This window comes from Geodermatophilus sp. SYSU D01106, from assembly GCF_054049995.1.
Map to the genome: position 1 here is coordinate 233766 of NZ_JBJGYM010000004.1, position 16584 is coordinate 250349.

Below are 16584 nucleotides of genomic sequence, written 5' to 3' on the forward strand. Positions count from 1 at the left end.
GACCGGCTGCCGAGAGTGGTACCGGAGCGGACACGTGGCACCGCTGCCACGGGCGAGGAGGACGACGTGTCGGGATCCGGGTACGAGCAGCCGGCACTGCCGCTGTACCTCACGGAGGTGGGCCGCGCGTTCGGCGACTACGGCCTCTACCTGGCCGCACGGCCGCTGCTGTCGCGGCTGCCCGCCGGCGACGGGCACCCCGTGCTCGTGCTGCCCGGCCTGATGGCCGACGACATGTCCACCGTGACGCTGCGCCGCACGCTGCGCCGCCTGGGCTACCGGGTGCACGGCTGGCGCCTCGGCCGCAACATCGGCCCGACCGCCGAGTGCGTCGAGGGCATGGCGCAGCGCATCTCCGACCTGAGCGACCGCTACGGCCGGCCGATCAGCCTCGTCGGGCAGAGCCTGGGCGGCATCTTCGCCCGCGACCTGGCCCGCAAGACGCCCGACTCGGTGCGCCAGGTGATCACCCTGGGCAGCCCCTTCGCCCTGCAGCGCGACGACCAGACCCGCGCGCACAAGGTGTTCGAGCGCTACTCGCACCTGCACGTGGAGCGGCGCGTGCTGCCGCTGGAGACCGAGTCGACGCCGCTGCCGGTGCCCTCGACGTCGATCTACTCGCACCAGGACGGCATCGTGCCGTGGCAGGCGTGCCTCGACCGGCTCTCCCCCACCGCGGAGAACGTCGCCGTGTACGCCAGCCACCTCGGCATGGCCCACCACCCGGCGGTCATCTACGCGGTGGCCGACCGGCTGGCCCAGCGCGAGGGGACGTGGCGCCCGTTCCGCACCCCGCTGGCGCTGCGCCCGTGCTTCCCGCGCGCCGACGTCCCCGAGCCCTCGTGGGCGGCCGCCGCCGCGGCCTGACGCCGGGAGCGGCCCAACCGGACACCGCATCGCGGGTCTTCCTCGTGCACCGCCCGGGCTGTGGCACCGGCAGTGCACGAGGAACACCGGCGATGGGCCGTGTCGACACCGCGGCCCCTCGCCACCGCCGCGTGGCGACCTACGGCTGTCTCGGCAGGCCCGAGACGACCGCAGGTCGACAACGGGCGCGATCCCGTGCGCCGAGTGGTCACGGATCGGGGGCTCCGCCCGGCGGGGACCCCGGCAGGCGACCGCTCGACGGCGGGAGGACGGGTGGGTGGGCGCGGCAGGGATCGAACCTGCGACCGCTCGCTTGTAAGGCGAGAGCTCTCCCGCTGAGCTACGCGCCCCGCCCGCCCAGGGTAGAGGCCCTGAGCGGGGATCCCGCTCAGGCGGCCAGCGCCGCGACGGCGTCCTTCCAGCCGGACTGCTCGCGGGCGTCGCCGGGCGAGTTGACCTCGGCGAAGGCGATCTTCCCCTCGGCGTCGACGAGGAACGTCCCGCGCAGCGCCATGCCGGCCTTGTCGTTGAACACGCCGTAGGCCTGCGCGGTGGCCCCGTGCGGCCAGAAGTCCGACAGCAGCGGGAAGTCGAAGCCCTCCTGGGCCTTGAACGCCTTGAGGCTGAACACCGGGTCGGTGCTGACGGCCACGACCTGCACGCCGGCGTCGGTGTAGGTGGTCAGCTCGTCGCGCAGCTGGCAGAGCTCGCCGGTGCAGATGCCGGAGAAGGCGAACGGGTAGAAGACGACGAGGACCGGCCGGCCGCGCAGGTCCGCGAGGGAGACGACCTGGCGGTCCTGGTCGGGCAGGCTGAACTCGGGCGCGGCGTCGCCGACGGAGAGGGTCATGCCCCCATGGTGACGTGCTGGAACCGGCCGCCTCGCAGGGGCCCGCCGCGAGCGTGCGAGCGAGGGGGTCCTTCGTCCTAGCGGCGGGAGCGGGCGGCCTTCGGGGTGACCAGCCGGATGCCCGACCAGTCCTTGGCCGCGGAGATGCTGCTGGTCTGCGACAGGCCCGCGGTGGGCGCCACCTCGGTGACGTCGCCGGGCTCGACGTGGCCGGGTCGCCCGGACTTGGGCACCAGCAGCCAGACGACACCCTCGTCGGCCAGCGAGGTCAGGGCGTCGGTGAGGGCGTCGAACAGGTCGCCGTCGTCCTCGCGCCACCAGAGGAGGACGACGTCGGCGACCTCGTCGGTGTCCTCGTCGACCATGTCGCTGCCCGAGGCCTCGACGATCGAGTCCCGCAGGTCGTCGTCGGCGTCCTCGTCCCAGCCGAGCTCCTGCACGACCATGCCCGGCTTGATGCCCAGCCGGGCCGCCATGCTGGCGCTGCCCGAGTCGACGCTCATCCCTGCTGTTCCTCCGAAGGTCCGATGGTGTCCGGTCGCCGACCGGCGGGCACGCGACCGCGCAGCGCGCGTGCGTGGGGGGTGTGCGGGCCCACGGCGGACACGACCGGCGGGGATGTCACCCGCAGCCTGGTCATGTCACCCCTCTCGGACCCGGACGCGCGATCCCGACGGTGTCGGTGCGCGTGGGCAGGAGCGTAGGGCATGCCTGGTCAGGCGCAAGCCGTCGCGGAGAGCCGTCCGCGGGCGCCGACGTGGACGCGTCGGGACCTGTACGTGACGCCGGGGTGCCCGGCGGGAGACGATGGACCCATGAGCGCACCGCAGCAGGGTGGGGACCCCACCCGCGACGCCGGCCAGCCACGCGCGGTCATCACCGACGGACTGCCCAGCCAGCTGGTCGACACCGATCCCGACGAGACCCAGGAGTGGGTGGAGTCGCTCGACAGCGTCGTCGAGCACGCAGGCCGCGGGCGCGCCCGCTACCTCATGCTCAAGATGCTGCAGCGCAGCCGTGAGCAGCAGGTCGGCGTCCCGGCCCTCCGCAGCACCGACTACATCAACACGATCCCGCCCGAGCGGGAGCCCTACTTCCCCGGCGACGAGCACGTCGAGCGGCGCATCCGCGCCTACATCCGGTGGAACGCCGCGATCATGGTGCACCGCGCGCAGCGACCCGGCATCGGCGTCGGCGGGCACATCTCCTCCTACGCCTCCTCCGCCAGCCTCTACGAGGTCGGCTTCAACCACTTCTTCCGCGGCAAGGACCACCCCGGCGGCGGCGACCAGATCTGGTTCCAGGGCCACGCCTCCCCCGGCATCTACGCCCGCGCCTACCTCGAGGGCCGGCTGTCCGAGGACCAGCTCGACGGCTTCCGCCAGGAGGTCAGTCACCCGGGCGGCGGGCTGTCGAGCTACCCGCACCCGCGGCTGATGCCGGACTTCTGGGAGTTCCCGACCGTGTCCATGGGCCTCGGCCCGATGAACGCGATCTACCAGGCGCGGTTCAACCGCTACCTGCACTCCCGCGGCGTCAAGGACACCTCCGACCAGCACGTGTGGGCGTTCCTCGGCGACGGCGAGATGGACGAGCCCGAGTCGCTCGGTCTCATCGGCCTGGCCGCCCGCGAGGAGCTGGACAACCTCACCTTCGTCGTCAACTGCAACCTGCAGCGGCTCGACGGCCCGGTGCGCGGCAACGGCAAGGTCATCCAGGAGCTGGAGTCGTTCTTCCGCGGCGCCGGCTGGAACGTGATCAAGGTGGTGTGGGGCCGCGAGTGGGACGCCCTGCTGGCCGCCGACCGCGACGGCGCGCTGGTCAACCTCATGAACCAGACGCCCGACGGCGACTACCAGACCTACAAGGCCGAGGACGGCGCGTTCGTCCGCGAGCACTTCTTCGGCCGTGACCCGCGCACGCGCAAGCTCGTCGAGGGCATGAGCGACAAGGAGGTCTGGGACCTCTCCCGCGGCGGCCACGACTACCGCAAGGTCTACGCGGCGTTCAAGGCGGCCGTGGAGCACAAGGGCCAGCCCACGGTCATCCTCGCCAAGACGATCAAGGGCTGGACGCTCGGCAGCCACTTCGAGGGCCGCAACTCCACCCACCAGATGAAGAAGCTGACCGCCGAGGACCTCGCCGCCTTCCGCGACCGGCTCTACCTGCCCATCCCCGACGAGCAGCTCGACAAGACGCTGCCGCCCTACTACAAGCCGGCGCCGGACTCCGACGAGATGCAGTACATGCTCGAGCGGCGGCGGGCCCTGGGCGGGGCGGTGCCCCGGCGGCGCTCGGAGTTCAAGACGCTCAAGGCGCCCGACGACAAGGCCCTCGACGTCCTGCGCCGCGGCTCCGGCAAGCAGGAGGTGGCGACGACGATGGCGTTCGTCCGCCTGCTCAAGGAGCTGCTCAAGGACAAGGAGCTCGGCCCGCGCTTCGTGCCGATCATCCCGGACGAGGCCCGCACCTTCGGGATGGACAGCCTCTTCCCGTCGCAGAAGATCTACAACCCGGCCGGCCAGCGCTACACCTCGGTCGACCGCGAGCTGATGCTGGCCTACAAGGAGTCCGAGCAGGGCGTGATCCTGCACGAGGGCATCAACGAGGCCGGGTCGACGGCGTCGTTCACCGCGGTCGGCACGTCGTACGCCACGCACGGCGAGCCGATGATCCCGATCTACATCTTCTACTCGATGTTCGGGTTCCAGCGGACCGGCGACTCGTTCTGGGCGGCCGCCGACCAGATGACCCGCGGGTTCGTCCTCGGTGCCACCGCCGGGCGGACGACGCTCAACGGCGAGGGCCTGCAGCACGAGGACGGCCACTCACTGCTGCTGGCGCAGACCAACCCCGCCGTCGTGTCCTACGACCCGGCCTTCTCCTACGAGGTCGGCCACATCGTCAAGGACGCGCTGGCCCGCATGTACGGCGAGGACCCGGGCGCGCCGCTGGGCGGGCACCGCAGCCCCGACGTCATGTACTACCTGACGGTCTACAACGAGCCGTTCCAGCAGCCGGCCGAGCCCGAGGGCCTGGACGTGCAGGGCCTGCTCGCCGGCATGTACCTCTACGCCCCCGGCTCCGGCGAGGGGCACCGGGCGCAGGTGCTGGCGTCGGGCGTCGCGGTGCCGTGGGCGCTGCGGGCGCAGGAGCTGCTGCGCGAGGACTGGGGCGTGTCGGCCGACGTGTGGTCGGTGACGTCGTGGAACGAACTGCGCCGGCAGGCCGACGCGGTCACCGAGCACAACTTCCTGCACCCCGAGGACGACCCGCAGGTGCCCTACGTGACCCAGCGGCTGCAGGACGCCGAGGGCCCGGTCGTGGCGGTGTCGGACTGGATGCGCGCGGTGCCCGACCTGATCGCCCCGTTCGTCCCGGGCGGCATGGCGACGCTGGGCACCGACGGGTTCGGCCTGTCCGACACCCGCCCGGCGCTGCGGCGGCACTTCCACGTCGACGCCGAGTCGATCGTCGTCCGGACGCTGGGCGCGCTGGCCGACCGCGGGCTGGTCGAGCGCTCGACGGTCCGCGAGGCGGTCGAGAAGTACCGGATCCGCGACGTGCAGGCCGCCCCGGCCGAGGAGCGGACCGACCCGAGCCCGGCCACCTGAGCGGGCACCGGCCCGCCGCCGGCGGCGGCCACCTCACGGTGGCCGTCGTCGGCGGCGGGGTGGTCGGCCTGACCTGCGCGCTCGAGCTCGCGCGGGCCGGCCACCGGGTCCGGCTGCACACCGCCGACCCATGGGCGGCGACGACCTCCGCGGTGGCCGCCGCCATCTGGTTCCCCTACCGGGCCGCCCCCGCCGACGCCGTCCTGCGGTGGGGCGCCACCTCCCTCGGCATGCTCACCGCGCTGGCCGGCGACCCGGCCTCCGGCGTGCGGATGCGCCCGGGCACGTACCTGCACCGCACGCCCGACCCCGATCTCTGGTGGACGCCGGGCATCCCGGGCCTGCGGCCCGCGACGCCGGAGGAGCTCCCGCCGGGCGCCCCCGCCGGCACCCGCTGCACCCTGCCGGTCGTCGACACCGGCGACTACCTGCCCTGGCTGTCCGCCGCGTGCGCCGCGGCCGGCGTCGCCACCGTGCCCGGCCGGGTGGACGCGCTGGACGGCGTGCCCGGCGACGTCGTCGTGGTGGCCGCGGGGCTGGCGTCGGGGCCGCTGCTCGGTGACGACACCGGCGTGCCCGTGCAGGGCCAGGTCGTGCGCCTCGCCGACCCCGGGATCGGCGAGTGGCTGCTCGACGAGGAGGGCCCGGCCGGGCTGACCTACGTCGTCCCCCGCGGCCGCGACGTCGTCGTCGGCGGGACGGCGGTCGAGGGCGCCACCGGCCGCGAGCCCGACCCGGTGGTGGAGGCGGCGATCCTGGAGCGGGCGTGCGCGCTGGTCCCGGCGCTGCGCGGGCAGCCGGTGCTCTCGCGGGCGGTCGGGCTGCGGCCGGGCCGGCCGACCGTGCGGCTGGAGCGGCTCGACGTCGACGGGCGGCCGGTCGTCGCCTGCTACGGGCACGGCGGCGCCGGCGTCACCCTCTCCTGGGGCTGCGCGGCCGAGGTGGCGGACGAGGTGGCCGCCGTGGCGAGCGCCCTGGCCTGAGCGTCGGCCAGCAGGAGCCAGGCCTGCGCCTCCGGCGAGTGCCCGGGGCGGTCGAACCGGGGCGCGGCCGCGGCGCCGGTCACCCGCCCGAGGACGTCGAGCGCCGCGACGACGTGTGCGAGCAGCGAGCGGCCGACGTCGGCGTACCCGCGCGGCAGCCACCCCTCGCGCGCGCCGGCGAGCGCGGTCCAGGCGAGCATCGCGGCGACCGCGGTGTCCGGCGGGGAGGCGGCGTCGTCGAGCACGTCCCCGAACGACCCGTCGGGACGGCGGTGCGCGAGGCAGGCGTCGAGGTGCGCGCGGGCCTCCGCGGCGAGCCCTGACCCCGGCAGGAGGGACACCGCCCGGGCCAGCGCCGCGGCCACCCAGCCGTTGCCGGTGCCCCAGGCGCGGCCGTCGGACGGCGCGCCGGCGGCGTCGTCCCAGCGCGCCCGCCACAACCCGTCGGGGCGCCGCAGCCGGGCGCGGTGCCCGGCCAGCTGCGCGAGCGCGGCCTCCCCGTGCCCGGCCGCGGCCAGCGGCGGCACCACCATGAACACGGTGTCGGCCCACACCTCGCGGCCGCCGAGCAGGTGGAACAGCGTGCCGTCGGCGGCGCGGGGCGCGCCGGTCAGCAGCCAGTCGCGCTGGCGGGCGGCCGCGGCGGCGAGGGCGGCGTCGCCGTCGCGGCGGGCCACCCGGTCGACGTACTCCCCCACCACGCCGCCGTTGACGCTGCAGGCCGGGTCGAGCTCGGCCAGCCGGCCGTCGGGCAGCTGCCGGGCGACGGCGTCGTCGACGAGCGCGCGCAGCGCCGCGGCCTCACCGCCGGCGTCGAGGACGGCGGCGGTGAGGCCCTGGTCCCAGGAGTGCCGCTGGCAGACCAGCAGCGCGGCCAGGACGCGGCGGCGCGTCTCCCCGGCTAGAACGAGATCTCCTCGCCGTCCTTGAAGATCCGGCCGGTGACGGTCGCGGGCTCGCGCAGCAGCGCCAGCGCGCCGGCCGCGCTCTCCTCGACGGTGCCGGGCGCGGACTGCCCGCCGAGGTCGGTGCGCACCCAGCCCGGGTCGAGGGCGTTGACCGCCACCTCCCCGCGCAGCTGCGCGGCCTGCATCAGCACCAGCCCGTTGAGCGCGTACTTGCTCACCCGGTAGCTGCCGATCCCGGGCTCCCCCATGCCGTCGCGGGTGCCGGCGCCAGAGCTGACGTGCACCACCTGCGGCTCGCGCCCGGCCCGCAGGCACGGCAGCAGCGCGAGCACCAGCCGGTGCGGGGCCACGAGGTTGACCGCGAGCGTGTCCTCCAGCGTGCCGGCCGGCTCGTCCTCGAACCGCTCGTCGCGGGCGAGCATCACCCCGGCGTTGCTGAACAGGACGTCCAGGCCGCCCCAGCGCCGGGCGACCGCCTCGGCCAGCAGCGCCGGCGCGGCCGGGTCGGTCAGGTCGGCGACGACCGGCTCGAACCGGCCGGGGCCGGCCACCTCGGCGGCGAGGGCGTCCAGCCGGCCGGCGTCGCGCGCCGTCCCGAGCACGTCGGCGCCGGCGGCCACCAGGGCGCCGACGACGGCCCGCCCGACGCCGCGGGAGGCGCCGGTGACGAGGACCCGGCGGCCGGTCAGGTCGCGACCGGCCGCCGGCCCTGCCGGGGATGCCTGCGTCACTGCGCCTCGCGGTGGCGGCGGAGCACCTCGGCGTAGACCCGGCCGCTGTCCTTGACGGTGCGCCGCTGGGTCTCGTAGTCGACGTGCACCAGCCCGAAGCGCTGGGCGTAGCCGCGGGCCCACTCGAAGTTGTCCAGCAGCGACCAGGCGAAGTAGCCGCGGACGTCGGCGCCCTTCTCGATCGCGGTGGTCATCGCGGCGAGGTGGCGGAGCAGGAAGTCGACGCGCTCGGGGTCGTGCACCGCGCCCTCGGCGTCGACGACGTCGTCCCACGCCGAGCCGTTCTCGGTGATGACCAGCGGCACGCCGGGCGCCCGCGAGCCGATCCACAGCAGCAGGTCGGTGAAGGCCTCGGGGCTGATGCCCCAGCCCATCGTGGTGGTGACGCCGACCGGGTCGAGCTCGAGGACGTCCTCGCCGCCGATGAACGACGTCGGCTTCTCCGCGGGGCGCGGGCCCGCCTGCACGGTGGACTCGAAGTAGTAGTTGACGCCCAGCCAGTCCAGCGGCGCGGCGATGACCTCGAGGTCGCCGTCGCGGATCGGCAGCGGGGCGCCGGCGGCCTCGAGGTCGGCGACGACGTCGGCCGGGTACTCGCCGTTGACGGCCGGCTCGAGGAACATCCGGTTCTGCTGGCCGTCGAGGCGCCGGGCGGCGTCGAGGTCGGCGGCGGAGTCCGAGGCCGGGTTCATCGGGGTGAAGTTCAGCGTGATGCCGAACGAGTCCACCCCGGCGGCGCGCAGCCGGCCGGCGGCGAGGCCGTGGCCGAGCAGCAGGTGGTGGGTGGCGGCCGAGGCGGCGACCGGGTCCTGCAGGCCGGGGGCGTGCAGGCCGCTCATGTGGCCGAGCAGGGCGCTGCACATCGGCTCGTTGAGCGTCGACCAGTGCCGCACCCGGTCGCCGAGGGCGTCGACGACGACGGCCGCGTAGTCGGCGAACCGCTCGGCGGTGTCGCGGTCGGCCCAGCCGCCGCGGTCCTGCAGCGCCTGCGGCAGGTCCCAGTGGTACAGCGTCAGCCACGGGTCGACGCCGGCACCGAGGAGCTCGTCGACCAGCCGCCGGTAGAAGTCCAGGCCGCGCTGCTCGACGCGGCCGCTGCCCTCGGGCAGCACCCGCGGCCACGACACGGAGAACCGGTAGGCCGAGAGCCCCAGCTCCTCCATCAGCGCCACGTCGGCCGGGTAGCGGTGGTAGTGGTCGACGGCGACGTCGCCGGTGTGGCCCTGGAAGGTGCGGCCGGGCGTGTGGCTGTAGGTGTCCCAGATCGAGGGGCCCCGCCCGTCCTCGGTGACGGCGCCCTCGATCTGGTACGCGGCGGTCGCGGCGCCGAAGACGAAGCCGGGCGGGAACGTCAGGCCGGCGAGCAGGTCCTCGCGGGCGTCGGTGGTGGTCACGGCAGGGGTTCTCCTCGGAGCAGGGGATCAGGAGCAGGAGGTCGGGCGGAGGTCAGGGGCCATCGCGGCGGCGTCGCGGCGACGCCGTCGCTGGCGGGGGGATGGATCGGGCCGCTAGTCGATGCGCTGCTGGGAGACCGGGTCGAACACGTGCAGGCCGCCCTCGCGGACCCGCAGGTGCACCGTCTCCCCCACCGCGGGGGCGGAGCGCGGCTCGGTGCGCACCACCAGGTCGGCAGTGTGCAGGACGTCGCCGTCGTCGGAGGCACCGAGGGTGGCGTAGAGGAAGGCGTCCGAGCCGAGTTGCTCGACCACGTTCACCACGACCGGCACGCCCTCGGGGGCGAGCTCGACGGCCTCGGGGCGGAAGCCGACGGTCACCCGCCCGCCGTCGCCGGCGGCGCGCAGCAGCCGCTCGCGCGGCACCGGCAGTACCGCGCCCGCGAGGCGGACGCCGCCGTCGACCACCGGACCGGTGATGACGTTCATCGCCGGCGAGCCGATGAAGCCCGCGACGAAGGTGTTGGCCGGCCGCTCGTAGAGCGTCCCGGGGGTGTCGCACTGCTGCAGGAGGCCGTCCTTGAGCACGGCCACCCGGTCGCCCATCGTCATGGCCTCGACCTGGTCGTGGGTGACGTAGACGGTGGTGACGCCGAGGCGCCGCTGCAGCGCCGCGATCTGGGTGCGGGTCTGCACGCGGAGCTTGGCGTCGAGGTTGGACAGCGGCTCGTCCATGAGGAACACCTGCGGGCTGCGGACGATCGCGCGGCCCATGGCCACCCGCTGCCGCTGGCCGCCGGACAGCGCCTTGGGGCGCCGGCCCAGGTAGTCCTCGAGGTCGAGGATCTTCGCCGCCTCGGCGACCCGGGTGGCGATCTCCGACTTGGGGACGCCCGCGATCTTGAGTGCGAAGCCCATGTTCTGCTCGACGGTCATGTGCGGGTAGAGCGCGTAGTTCTGGAAGACCATCGCGATGTCGCGGTCCTTGGGCGGCGCGTCGGTGACGTCGCGGTCGCCGATCCGGATGCTGCCGGCGTCGATCTCCTCGAGGCCGGCGAGCATGCGCAGCGAGGTGGACTTGCCGCACCCGGAGGGGCCGACGAGGACGAGGAACTCGCCGTCGCCGATCTGCAGGTCCAGGCCGTCGACCGCCGGGCGGTCGGACTTCGGGTAGATGCGGGTCGCGGAGTCGAAGGTGACGGTGGCCATGGCTCAGGCGCCTTCCGGGCAGGAGGTGGGGGGAACGGGGGTGGACGGGCGCCTCATCCCTTCACCGCGCCCTGCATGATGCCGCCGACGATCTGCTTGCCGAGGACGACGAAGACGACGAGCACCGGCAGGGTGCCGACGAGCGTGCCGGCCATGATCACCGCGGTGTCGGGGACGTAGCCGCCGCCGAGACCGGCCAGCGCGACCTGCACGGTCGGGTTCTCGCTGGTCAGCGCGATGATCGGCCAGAAGAAGTCGTTCCACGCGGTGAGGAAGGTGAGCATCGCGAGCACCGCCATGGCCGGGCGGGCGACCGGGACGACGACCGACCAGAAGGTCCGCATCGTCGAGGCGCCGTCGACGCGGGCGGCCTCGAGCAGCTCGTCGGGCAGCGCCTGCGACAGGAACTGCCGCATGAAGAAGACGCCGAACGCGCTGACCAGCGTGGGCAGCACGACCGCCTGGAGGTGGTCGACCCACTGCAGCTGGGCGATGAGGATGAACAGCGGGATGATCGCCAGCTGCGTCGGCACCATCATCGTGCCGATCACCAGCCCGAGCAGCGTCTTGTTGCCCCGGAAGCGCAGCTTGGCGAAGGCGAACCCGGCCAGGGTGCTGCACAGGACGGTGCCCACCGTGATGCAGCCGGCGACGATGACCGAGTTGACGATGGCCAGCCCGATCGGCGCCTCCTCCATGGCCCGGCCGATGTTGGTGAACAGGTCGGCGTCGGGGAGGAACGGCGGCGGGGTGCCGGCGAGCTCGGCGTTGGTCTTCGACGCCGCGACCGCCGTCCAGTACAGGGGGAAGACCGACAGGAACGCGGTCAGGACCAGCAGCACGTGGGTGAGCGGCCCGGCGGAGGTGACCTTGCGGGCGCCGCGGCGGCGGGTCCGGGTGGGGGTGGCGGCCGGCGCGGTCGCCGTCTGCTCCGGTGCGGAGGCGAGGGTGGTCATGACGGCTCCTACCGCTCGGCCCGGGCGCGGCGGCGGGCGATCAGCCCGTAGACGCCGACGACGACGAGGATGATCAGGAACATGGTCCAGGCGGTCGCGGCGGCCTGGCCGAGGCGGAAGTTCGTCCAGCCCTGGTCGTACATGAGCAGGCCGAGGGTCTGGTACTGGTTCGAGACGCCGCCGTTGGTCATGCCGTTGCCGCTGAACAGCAGCGGCTCGCCGAACAGCTGCACCGCGCCGATGGTCGAGACCACGATGGTGAACAGGATCGTGGGCCGCAGGGCCGGGATCGTGACGTGCACGAACTGCTTCCAGCGGCTGGCGCCGTCGAGGGTGGCGGCCTCGTAGAGGTCGTTCGGGATGGCCTGCATCGCGGCCAGGTAGATGAGCGCGTTGTAGCCGGTCCAGCGCCAGGTGACGATCACCGAGATGGCGATCTGGCTGGTCCAGCTGCCGCTCTCCCAGTCGATGCGGTCGAAGCCGACGGCCTCCAGCAGCGTGTTGATCAGGCCGTAGTCGTGGCCGAACAGCTGCGCGAACACGAGCGTGGCGGCGGCGATGCTGGTCGCGTAGGGCATGAGCATCGCGACGCGGAAGAAGGTGCGGCCGCGGAGCCGGTAGTTCAGCAGGTGCGCCAGTCCCAGGGCGATGGCCAGCTGGGGCACCGTGGAGAGGATGCCGATGGTGAGGGTGTTCCTCGCGGCGTTCCAGAAGAACTCGTCCTGCAGCAGCTCGGCGTAGTTGCCGAAGCCGACGAAGACCGCGCCGTCGAGGTCGGAGAGCCGCACGTCGTGCAGCGAGATGTAGGCGGTGTAGAGGAACGGGTAGAGGCTGAAGGCGGCGAAGAGGAGGAAGAACGGGGCGACGTAGGCGTAGCCCCAGCGGTTGCGGGTGAGCCGGGACCGCCGCCGGCGGGCGGCCGTTGCGGGTGCGGGCGGGACGGACGGCGGTGGTGCGGCGGCCGCCGCGACCCGGGGGTCGTCGCTGGCGATGGTCATGCGGGGTGCCTCACTGCGGTGTGCGGGCGGGAGGTGCGGGGGCCGGCGAGGTGCCGCCGACGTGGTGCCGGCCGGTGCCCGGGCGGGTGGACGCGCTCGGGCACCGGCCGGGGTCTGTCAGCCTCCGGTGACCTGCTCGATCTCCGCGAGTGCTGCCTGGAAGGCGTCGTCGGGTGAGGTCCCGTCGGCGACCGTGCTCAGGGCGTTGGTGAACGCCTCCTGGATCTGGGTGTCGTAGGGGCCGATCGGCGTGAACTGCAGCGCTGCCGCCGAGTCCGCGAAGATCTGCCCGACCGGCGCGCCGCTGAAGTACTCGTTGGTCGCGCTCGACACCTGCGGGTCCTCCGCCGCCTCCTGGCTGGAGGGGAAGTGGGCCTCCTCGGTGAACATCTTGATCTGCTGCTCGGGAGCGGTCAGCCACTCGACGAGGGCGATGGCCTCCTCGCGGTGCTCGCTGTTCTCGGTCACGCCGAGCCAGGAGCCGCCCCAGTTGCCGGCACCGCCGGGCAGCGGCGCGACGTCCCAGGCGCCCGAGGCCTCCTCGCCGGCCTGCTCGCTGATGTAGCCGAGCATCCAGGCCGGGCAGGAGATGGTGGCGAAGGCGCCGTTGGCGAAGGCGGAGTTCCACTCGTCGCCGAACTGGATGAGGTTGGCGGTCATCCCCTCGGCGGCCGCCACGGCGGCGTCCTCCCAGGCGGCGGTGACGCCGGGGCTGGTCTCGGGGATGGGGTTGCCGCTCTCGTCGTTGTAGGCGGTCTCGCCCTGGTAGACCGCGGCGGAGAAGACGCTCGCCGGGCTGTCGACGAACGAGGTGCCCTCCGGCTTGGTCGGCGAGGCGTCGTACTCGCGGCCGAGCTCCAGGTAGCCCTCCCAGGTCGACCAGCGGGAGGCGAGCTCCGTGCGGTCGGTGGGCAGGCCGGCCTGCTCGAACAGGTCGCGGCGGAAGCACATGGCCTCGGGACCGGCGTCGGTGCCCAGGCCGATGACCCGGCCGTCCTCGGTCGTGGCCGGCTCGACCTTCCAGTCGTAGTAGTGGCCGAGCAGCTCGTCGGCGTTGCCCTCGGCGGCGAAGTCGACGAACGCGTCGGCGTGGTTCTCGACGACGTCGGCGACGAAGCCGATCTCGATGCCCTGGATGTCGGCGAGGCCGGAGCCCGCCGCGAGCCGGGTCTGCAGGGCCCGGTAGTAGTCCGCCGACCGCTCCACCGAGGTCTCCTCGATGCGGATGTCGGGGTTCAGGCGCATGTACTCGTCGTACAGCCCGGCCTGCTCGAACCCGAAGGTCCCGAACAGGCCCAGGTCGAGCGTGACGGTGCCGTCGTCGGCGGAGCTGGAGCCCCCGCAGCCGGCGGCCAGGAGCGAGGCGACGAGGGCGGCGCCCAGTGCGGCCCTGCGTCTCGGGGGAACGGTCATCGGTCCTCCTGGATCGGTTCCCGAACGACCTCGTCCGGGCTACTGTGTCCGGCGTGAAAGCGCTCTCACGACCGGCTGGGAGGAGAGTGATGGGGACCACACCCGCCTGTCAAGTACGACTTCGTGCGATTCGCGGAACCGCCCGGGCCGTGCACCATGGACCCCGACCGCGACCCCAGGAGGACCCGTGACGACGCTGGCCGGACGCGGCTCCTCGCCCACGCTCGACGAGGTCGCCGAGCTCGCCGGCGTCTCCCGGGCCACCGTGTCGCGGGTGGTCAACGGCTCGCCCAAGGTCCGCCCGGAGGCCCGCCGCGCCGTCGAGGCCGCCGTCGCGCAGCTGCACTACGTGCCCAACCCGATGGCCCGCAGCCTGGTCACCCGGCGCACGGACACCATCGCGCTGGTGCTGTCGGAGTCCAACGCCCAGGTGTTCTCCGACCCGTTCTTCGCCCGCGTCTTCCGCGAGCTGTCGGAGTCCCTGGCCGACACCGAGATGAACCTCGTGCTGCTCGCCGCGCGGGGCGAGCGCGAGCAGGAGAAGGTCGGCCGCTTCGTGCGGCAGGGCCACGTCGACGGCGTCGTCCTGGTCTCCCCGCACCGCGACGACACGCTGCCCCGCATGCTCGACGAGGCCGGCGTCCCGCTGGTGCTGTCGGGGCGGCCGCCCGACGGCCGCGACCTGTGCTACGTCGACGCCGACAACACCGGCGGGGCGCGCACGGCCACCGAGCACCTGCTCGGCTCGGGCCGGCGGCGGGTGGCCACGGTGACCGGCCCGCAGGACATGATCGCCGGCCTCGACCGCCACGCCGGGTACCGCGAGGCCCTGGAGGCCGCCGGGCTGCCCGTCGACGAGCGGCTGGTGGCCGAGGGCGACTTCACCGAGGCCGGCGGCGCCCGCGCCATGGCCGCGCTGCTGGAGCGCGCCCCCGACCTCGACGCCGTCTTCGTCGCCTCCGACCCGATGGCGGTGGGCGCCCTGCGGGCGCTGCGCGAGGCCGGGCGCACCGTGCCCGGCGACGTGGCGGTGGTCGGCTTCGACGACGCGGCCGTGGCGGCCACCTGCGACCCGCCGCTCACCACGGTGGCGCAGCCGCTGGAGGACATGACCCGGCTGATGAAGGAGCTGCTGTTGTCGCAGGTCGAGGGGCAGGAGGGGGTGCGGGCGCGGGTCTGCCCCACCCGCCTGGTCCGGCGCGCAAGCGCCTAGGGGAGGAACTCGACCCACGCCCCGGGTCGGAGGCGGGCCCGCGACCCGGGGATGAGGTCCCACGCGTCCCCGCCGTGTCACCGGACCCGTCCGTCACACCGTCCCCATCGTTGCCGCACGCGCCGGGCCCCCGGCGCGCCCGGCACACGATGGAGGACACATGCAGCACTCCGGTACGGCGAGACGTCCCCGCCCGTCGGCGGCCGCCCGCGGGCTGACCGTCACCGCCTCCGCCGCCCTGGCGCTCGCCGCGCTGCCGGCCGGCGTCGCGGCGGCGGGCGGGGGCACCACCTGGGTGGTCTCCCCCGGCGAGTCGATCCAGGCCGCGGTGGACCAGGCGAGCTCCGGCGACACGATCCGCATCGAGGCGGGCACCTACGAGGAGGCCGTCTGCGTCGACGGCAAGGGCCTGACCATCGTCGGCGAGGGCCGCGGGGAGGACGGCACGCGGATCGTGTGGCCCGAGTGGACCACCCCCGACCAGCTGCCCGAGGTCGCGCCGACCGCCTGCTGGGAGGCGCAGAACGGCGGGGACCCGGAGACCGACCCGGGCACCCTGCGCGACGACGTCTCCGGCCTGTTCTTCCTCCACCCCGACGGCCCGGTGCGGGTCAGCCACCTGTCCACCTGGAACCACCCGGCCAACGGCATCGCCGCCTGGGGCGCCGACGGGTTCCGCGTGCACAAGACCGCGGCGCACGCGCACGAGCGCTACGGCATCCTCGCCGCGGACTCCACGCACACCCGGATCTCGCGCAACGTCCTCCGGGGCCTCGACCGGGGCACGGCCGAGGCGCCGAACAGCGGCACCGCGGGCATCGGCGTCACCGACTCGCACGAGGCCTACGCCGACGTCGTCGCCAACGACGTCCGCGGCTACAACCTCGGCGTCTTCGCCCGCGAGTCGCGCGTCGGCGTCGTCCGCAACAACTACGTGGCGGGCAACTGCGTCGGCATCCTCGTCTTCGACGACGCGGCGACCGAGATCCCCGACTTCAGCGGCCGCGTCGAGGGCGGCGACTGGCAGCTGAAGTGGAACGAGGTGACGGGCAACGACCGCTTCTGCCTCGCCGGCGTCGGTGAGGCGCAGGCGTCGCTGCGCGTCTCGGGCACCGGGATCTCGGTGGTCAACGCCGACACCGTGTCGATCCGGCACAACGACGTGCACGACAACGTGCCCGCCGTCGACCCGGCCTCGCTGCAGTTCCCGGCGGGCGGCCTGACCCTGGTGTCGCTGCCGCCGTTCAACAACGCCGGCGGGGTCGACCCCGGCCCGGTGGACGGCGTCGTCGTCACGGACAACGACCTGACCGGCAACGCGCCGGTCGACGTGCTGCTCAGCTCGCCGCAGGTCAGCCCGTTCCTGCGGGACGTCGGGGCGGTCGAGTTCGAGGACAACGTCTGCGGGTCCAGCGTCCCCGCGGAGGTCTGCGCCCCGTGAGGCACGG

The 16584-nt window shown here is 74.0% G+C and carries 14 protein-coding genes and 1 tRNA gene; 5 read left to right on the forward strand and 10 right to left on the reverse strand.

The genetic code is table 11. From position 1 onward, the window contains the following. The first annotated feature begins 66 nt into the window (after positions 1-66). Positions 67-867 carry an esterase/lipase family protein gene (locus tag ACI78R_RS06555; protein ID WP_336033573.1) on the forward strand — a complete coding sequence of 267 codons (801 nt, stop codon included), beginning with the start codon at positions 67-69 and terminating at the stop codon, positions 865-867. A gap of 278 nt (positions 868-1145) precedes the next feature. Here ACI78R_RS06555 and ACI78R_RS06560 read toward each other — a convergent pair. From ACI78R_RS06560 to ACI78R_RS06570, 3 genes are all read right to left on the reverse strand, one after another. Next, a tRNA-Val gene (locus ACI78R_RS06560) sits at positions 1146-1217 on the reverse strand. A 38-nt stretch (positions 1218-1255) separates the two neighbouring features. Then, complete coding sequence (locus ACI78R_RS06565; protein ID WP_073419342.1) at positions 1256-1717, reverse strand: peroxiredoxin; 462 nt, start codon at positions 1715-1717, stop codon at positions 1256-1258. Between the two features lie 77 nt (positions 1718-1794). After that, positions 1795-2220, reverse strand: a complete 426-nt coding sequence (locus ACI78R_RS06570; RefSeq protein ID WP_073419341.1) for a DUF3052 domain-containing protein — start codon at positions 2218-2220, stop codon at positions 1795-1797. A gap of 312 nt (positions 2221-2532) precedes the next feature. Here ACI78R_RS06570 and aceE point away from each other — a divergent pair, with 312 nt between their 5' ends. After that, the gene (gene aceE / locus ACI78R_RS06575; RefSeq protein ID WP_073419340.1) at positions 2533-5331 is read left to right on the forward strand and encodes a pyruvate dehydrogenase (acetyl-transferring), homodimeric type; all 2799 of its coding nucleotides are present in this window, start codon (positions 2533-2535) and stop codon (positions 5329-5331) included. A 38-nt stretch (positions 5332-5369) separates the two neighbouring features. Further along, entirely contained in the window at positions 5370-6314 is a 945-nt protein-coding gene (locus tag ACI78R_RS06580) for an FAD-dependent oxidoreductase (RefSeq protein ID WP_457040067.1), read from the forward strand. Here ACI78R_RS06580 and ACI78R_RS06585 read toward each other — a convergent pair. From ACI78R_RS06585 to ACI78R_RS06615, 7 genes are all read right to left on the reverse strand, one after another. Then, positions 6221-7015 (reverse strand): glycoside hydrolase family 88 protein, encoded by a 795-nt coding sequence (locus ACI78R_RS06585; RefSeq protein WP_457040068.1) that lies wholly within the window; start codon positions 7013-7015, stop codon positions 6221-6223. The genes ACI78R_RS06580 and ACI78R_RS06585 overlap by 94 nt on opposite strands. 200 nt (positions 7016-7215) lie before the next feature. Next, entirely contained in the window at positions 7216-7953 is a 738-nt protein-coding gene (locus ACI78R_RS06590) for an SDR family NAD(P)-dependent oxidoreductase (protein ID WP_457040069.1), read from the reverse strand. After that, positions 7950-9347, reverse strand: coding sequence for a GH1 family beta-glucosidase (locus ACI78R_RS06595; RefSeq protein ID WP_073419336.1), 1398 nt, complete (start codon positions 9345-9347; stop codon positions 7950-7952). Before ACI78R_RS06595 ends, ACI78R_RS06590 begins: the two co-directional genes overlap by 4 nt. Positions 9348-9461: 114 nt before the next feature. Further along, the gene (locus ACI78R_RS06600) at positions 9462-10556 is read right to left on the reverse strand and encodes an ABC transporter ATP-binding protein (RefSeq protein ID WP_073419335.1); all 1095 of its coding nucleotides are present in this window, start codon (positions 10554-10556) and stop codon (positions 9462-9464) included. Positions 10557-10609: 53 nt separating this feature from the next. After that, a complete protein-coding gene (locus tag ACI78R_RS06605) occupies positions 10610-11512 on the reverse strand; it encodes a carbohydrate ABC transporter permease (protein WP_073419334.1) in 903 nt (300 codons plus the stop codon). An 8-nt stretch (positions 11513-11520) separates the two neighbouring features. Continuing rightward, on the reverse strand, positions 11521-12510 hold the full coding sequence (locus tag ACI78R_RS06610) for a carbohydrate ABC transporter permease (RefSeq protein ID WP_457040070.1): 990 nt from the start codon (positions 12508-12510) through the stop codon (positions 11521-11523). Positions 12511-12627: 117 nt separating this feature from the next. Continuing rightward, the gene (locus tag ACI78R_RS06615; protein ID WP_073419332.1) at positions 12628-13923 is read right to left on the reverse strand and encodes an extracellular solute-binding protein; all 1296 of its coding nucleotides are present in this window, start codon (positions 13921-13923) and stop codon (positions 12628-12630) included. Positions 13924-14110: 187 nt separating this feature from the next. Between ACI78R_RS06615 and ACI78R_RS06620 the strand changes: the two genes are divergently transcribed. Together ACI78R_RS06620 and ACI78R_RS06625 are read left to right on the forward strand one after the other, a co-directional pair. Beyond that, positions 14111-15136, forward strand: a complete 1026-nt coding sequence (locus ACI78R_RS06620) for a LacI family DNA-binding transcriptional regulator (RefSeq protein WP_073419331.1) — start codon at positions 14111-14113, stop codon at positions 15134-15136. A 160-nt stretch (positions 15137-15296) separates the two neighbouring features. Next, a complete protein-coding gene (locus ACI78R_RS06625; protein WP_457040071.1) occupies positions 15297-16577 on the forward strand; it encodes a right-handed parallel beta-helix repeat-containing protein in 1281 nt (426 codons plus the stop codon). Positions 16578-16584: the final 7 nt, after the last annotated feature.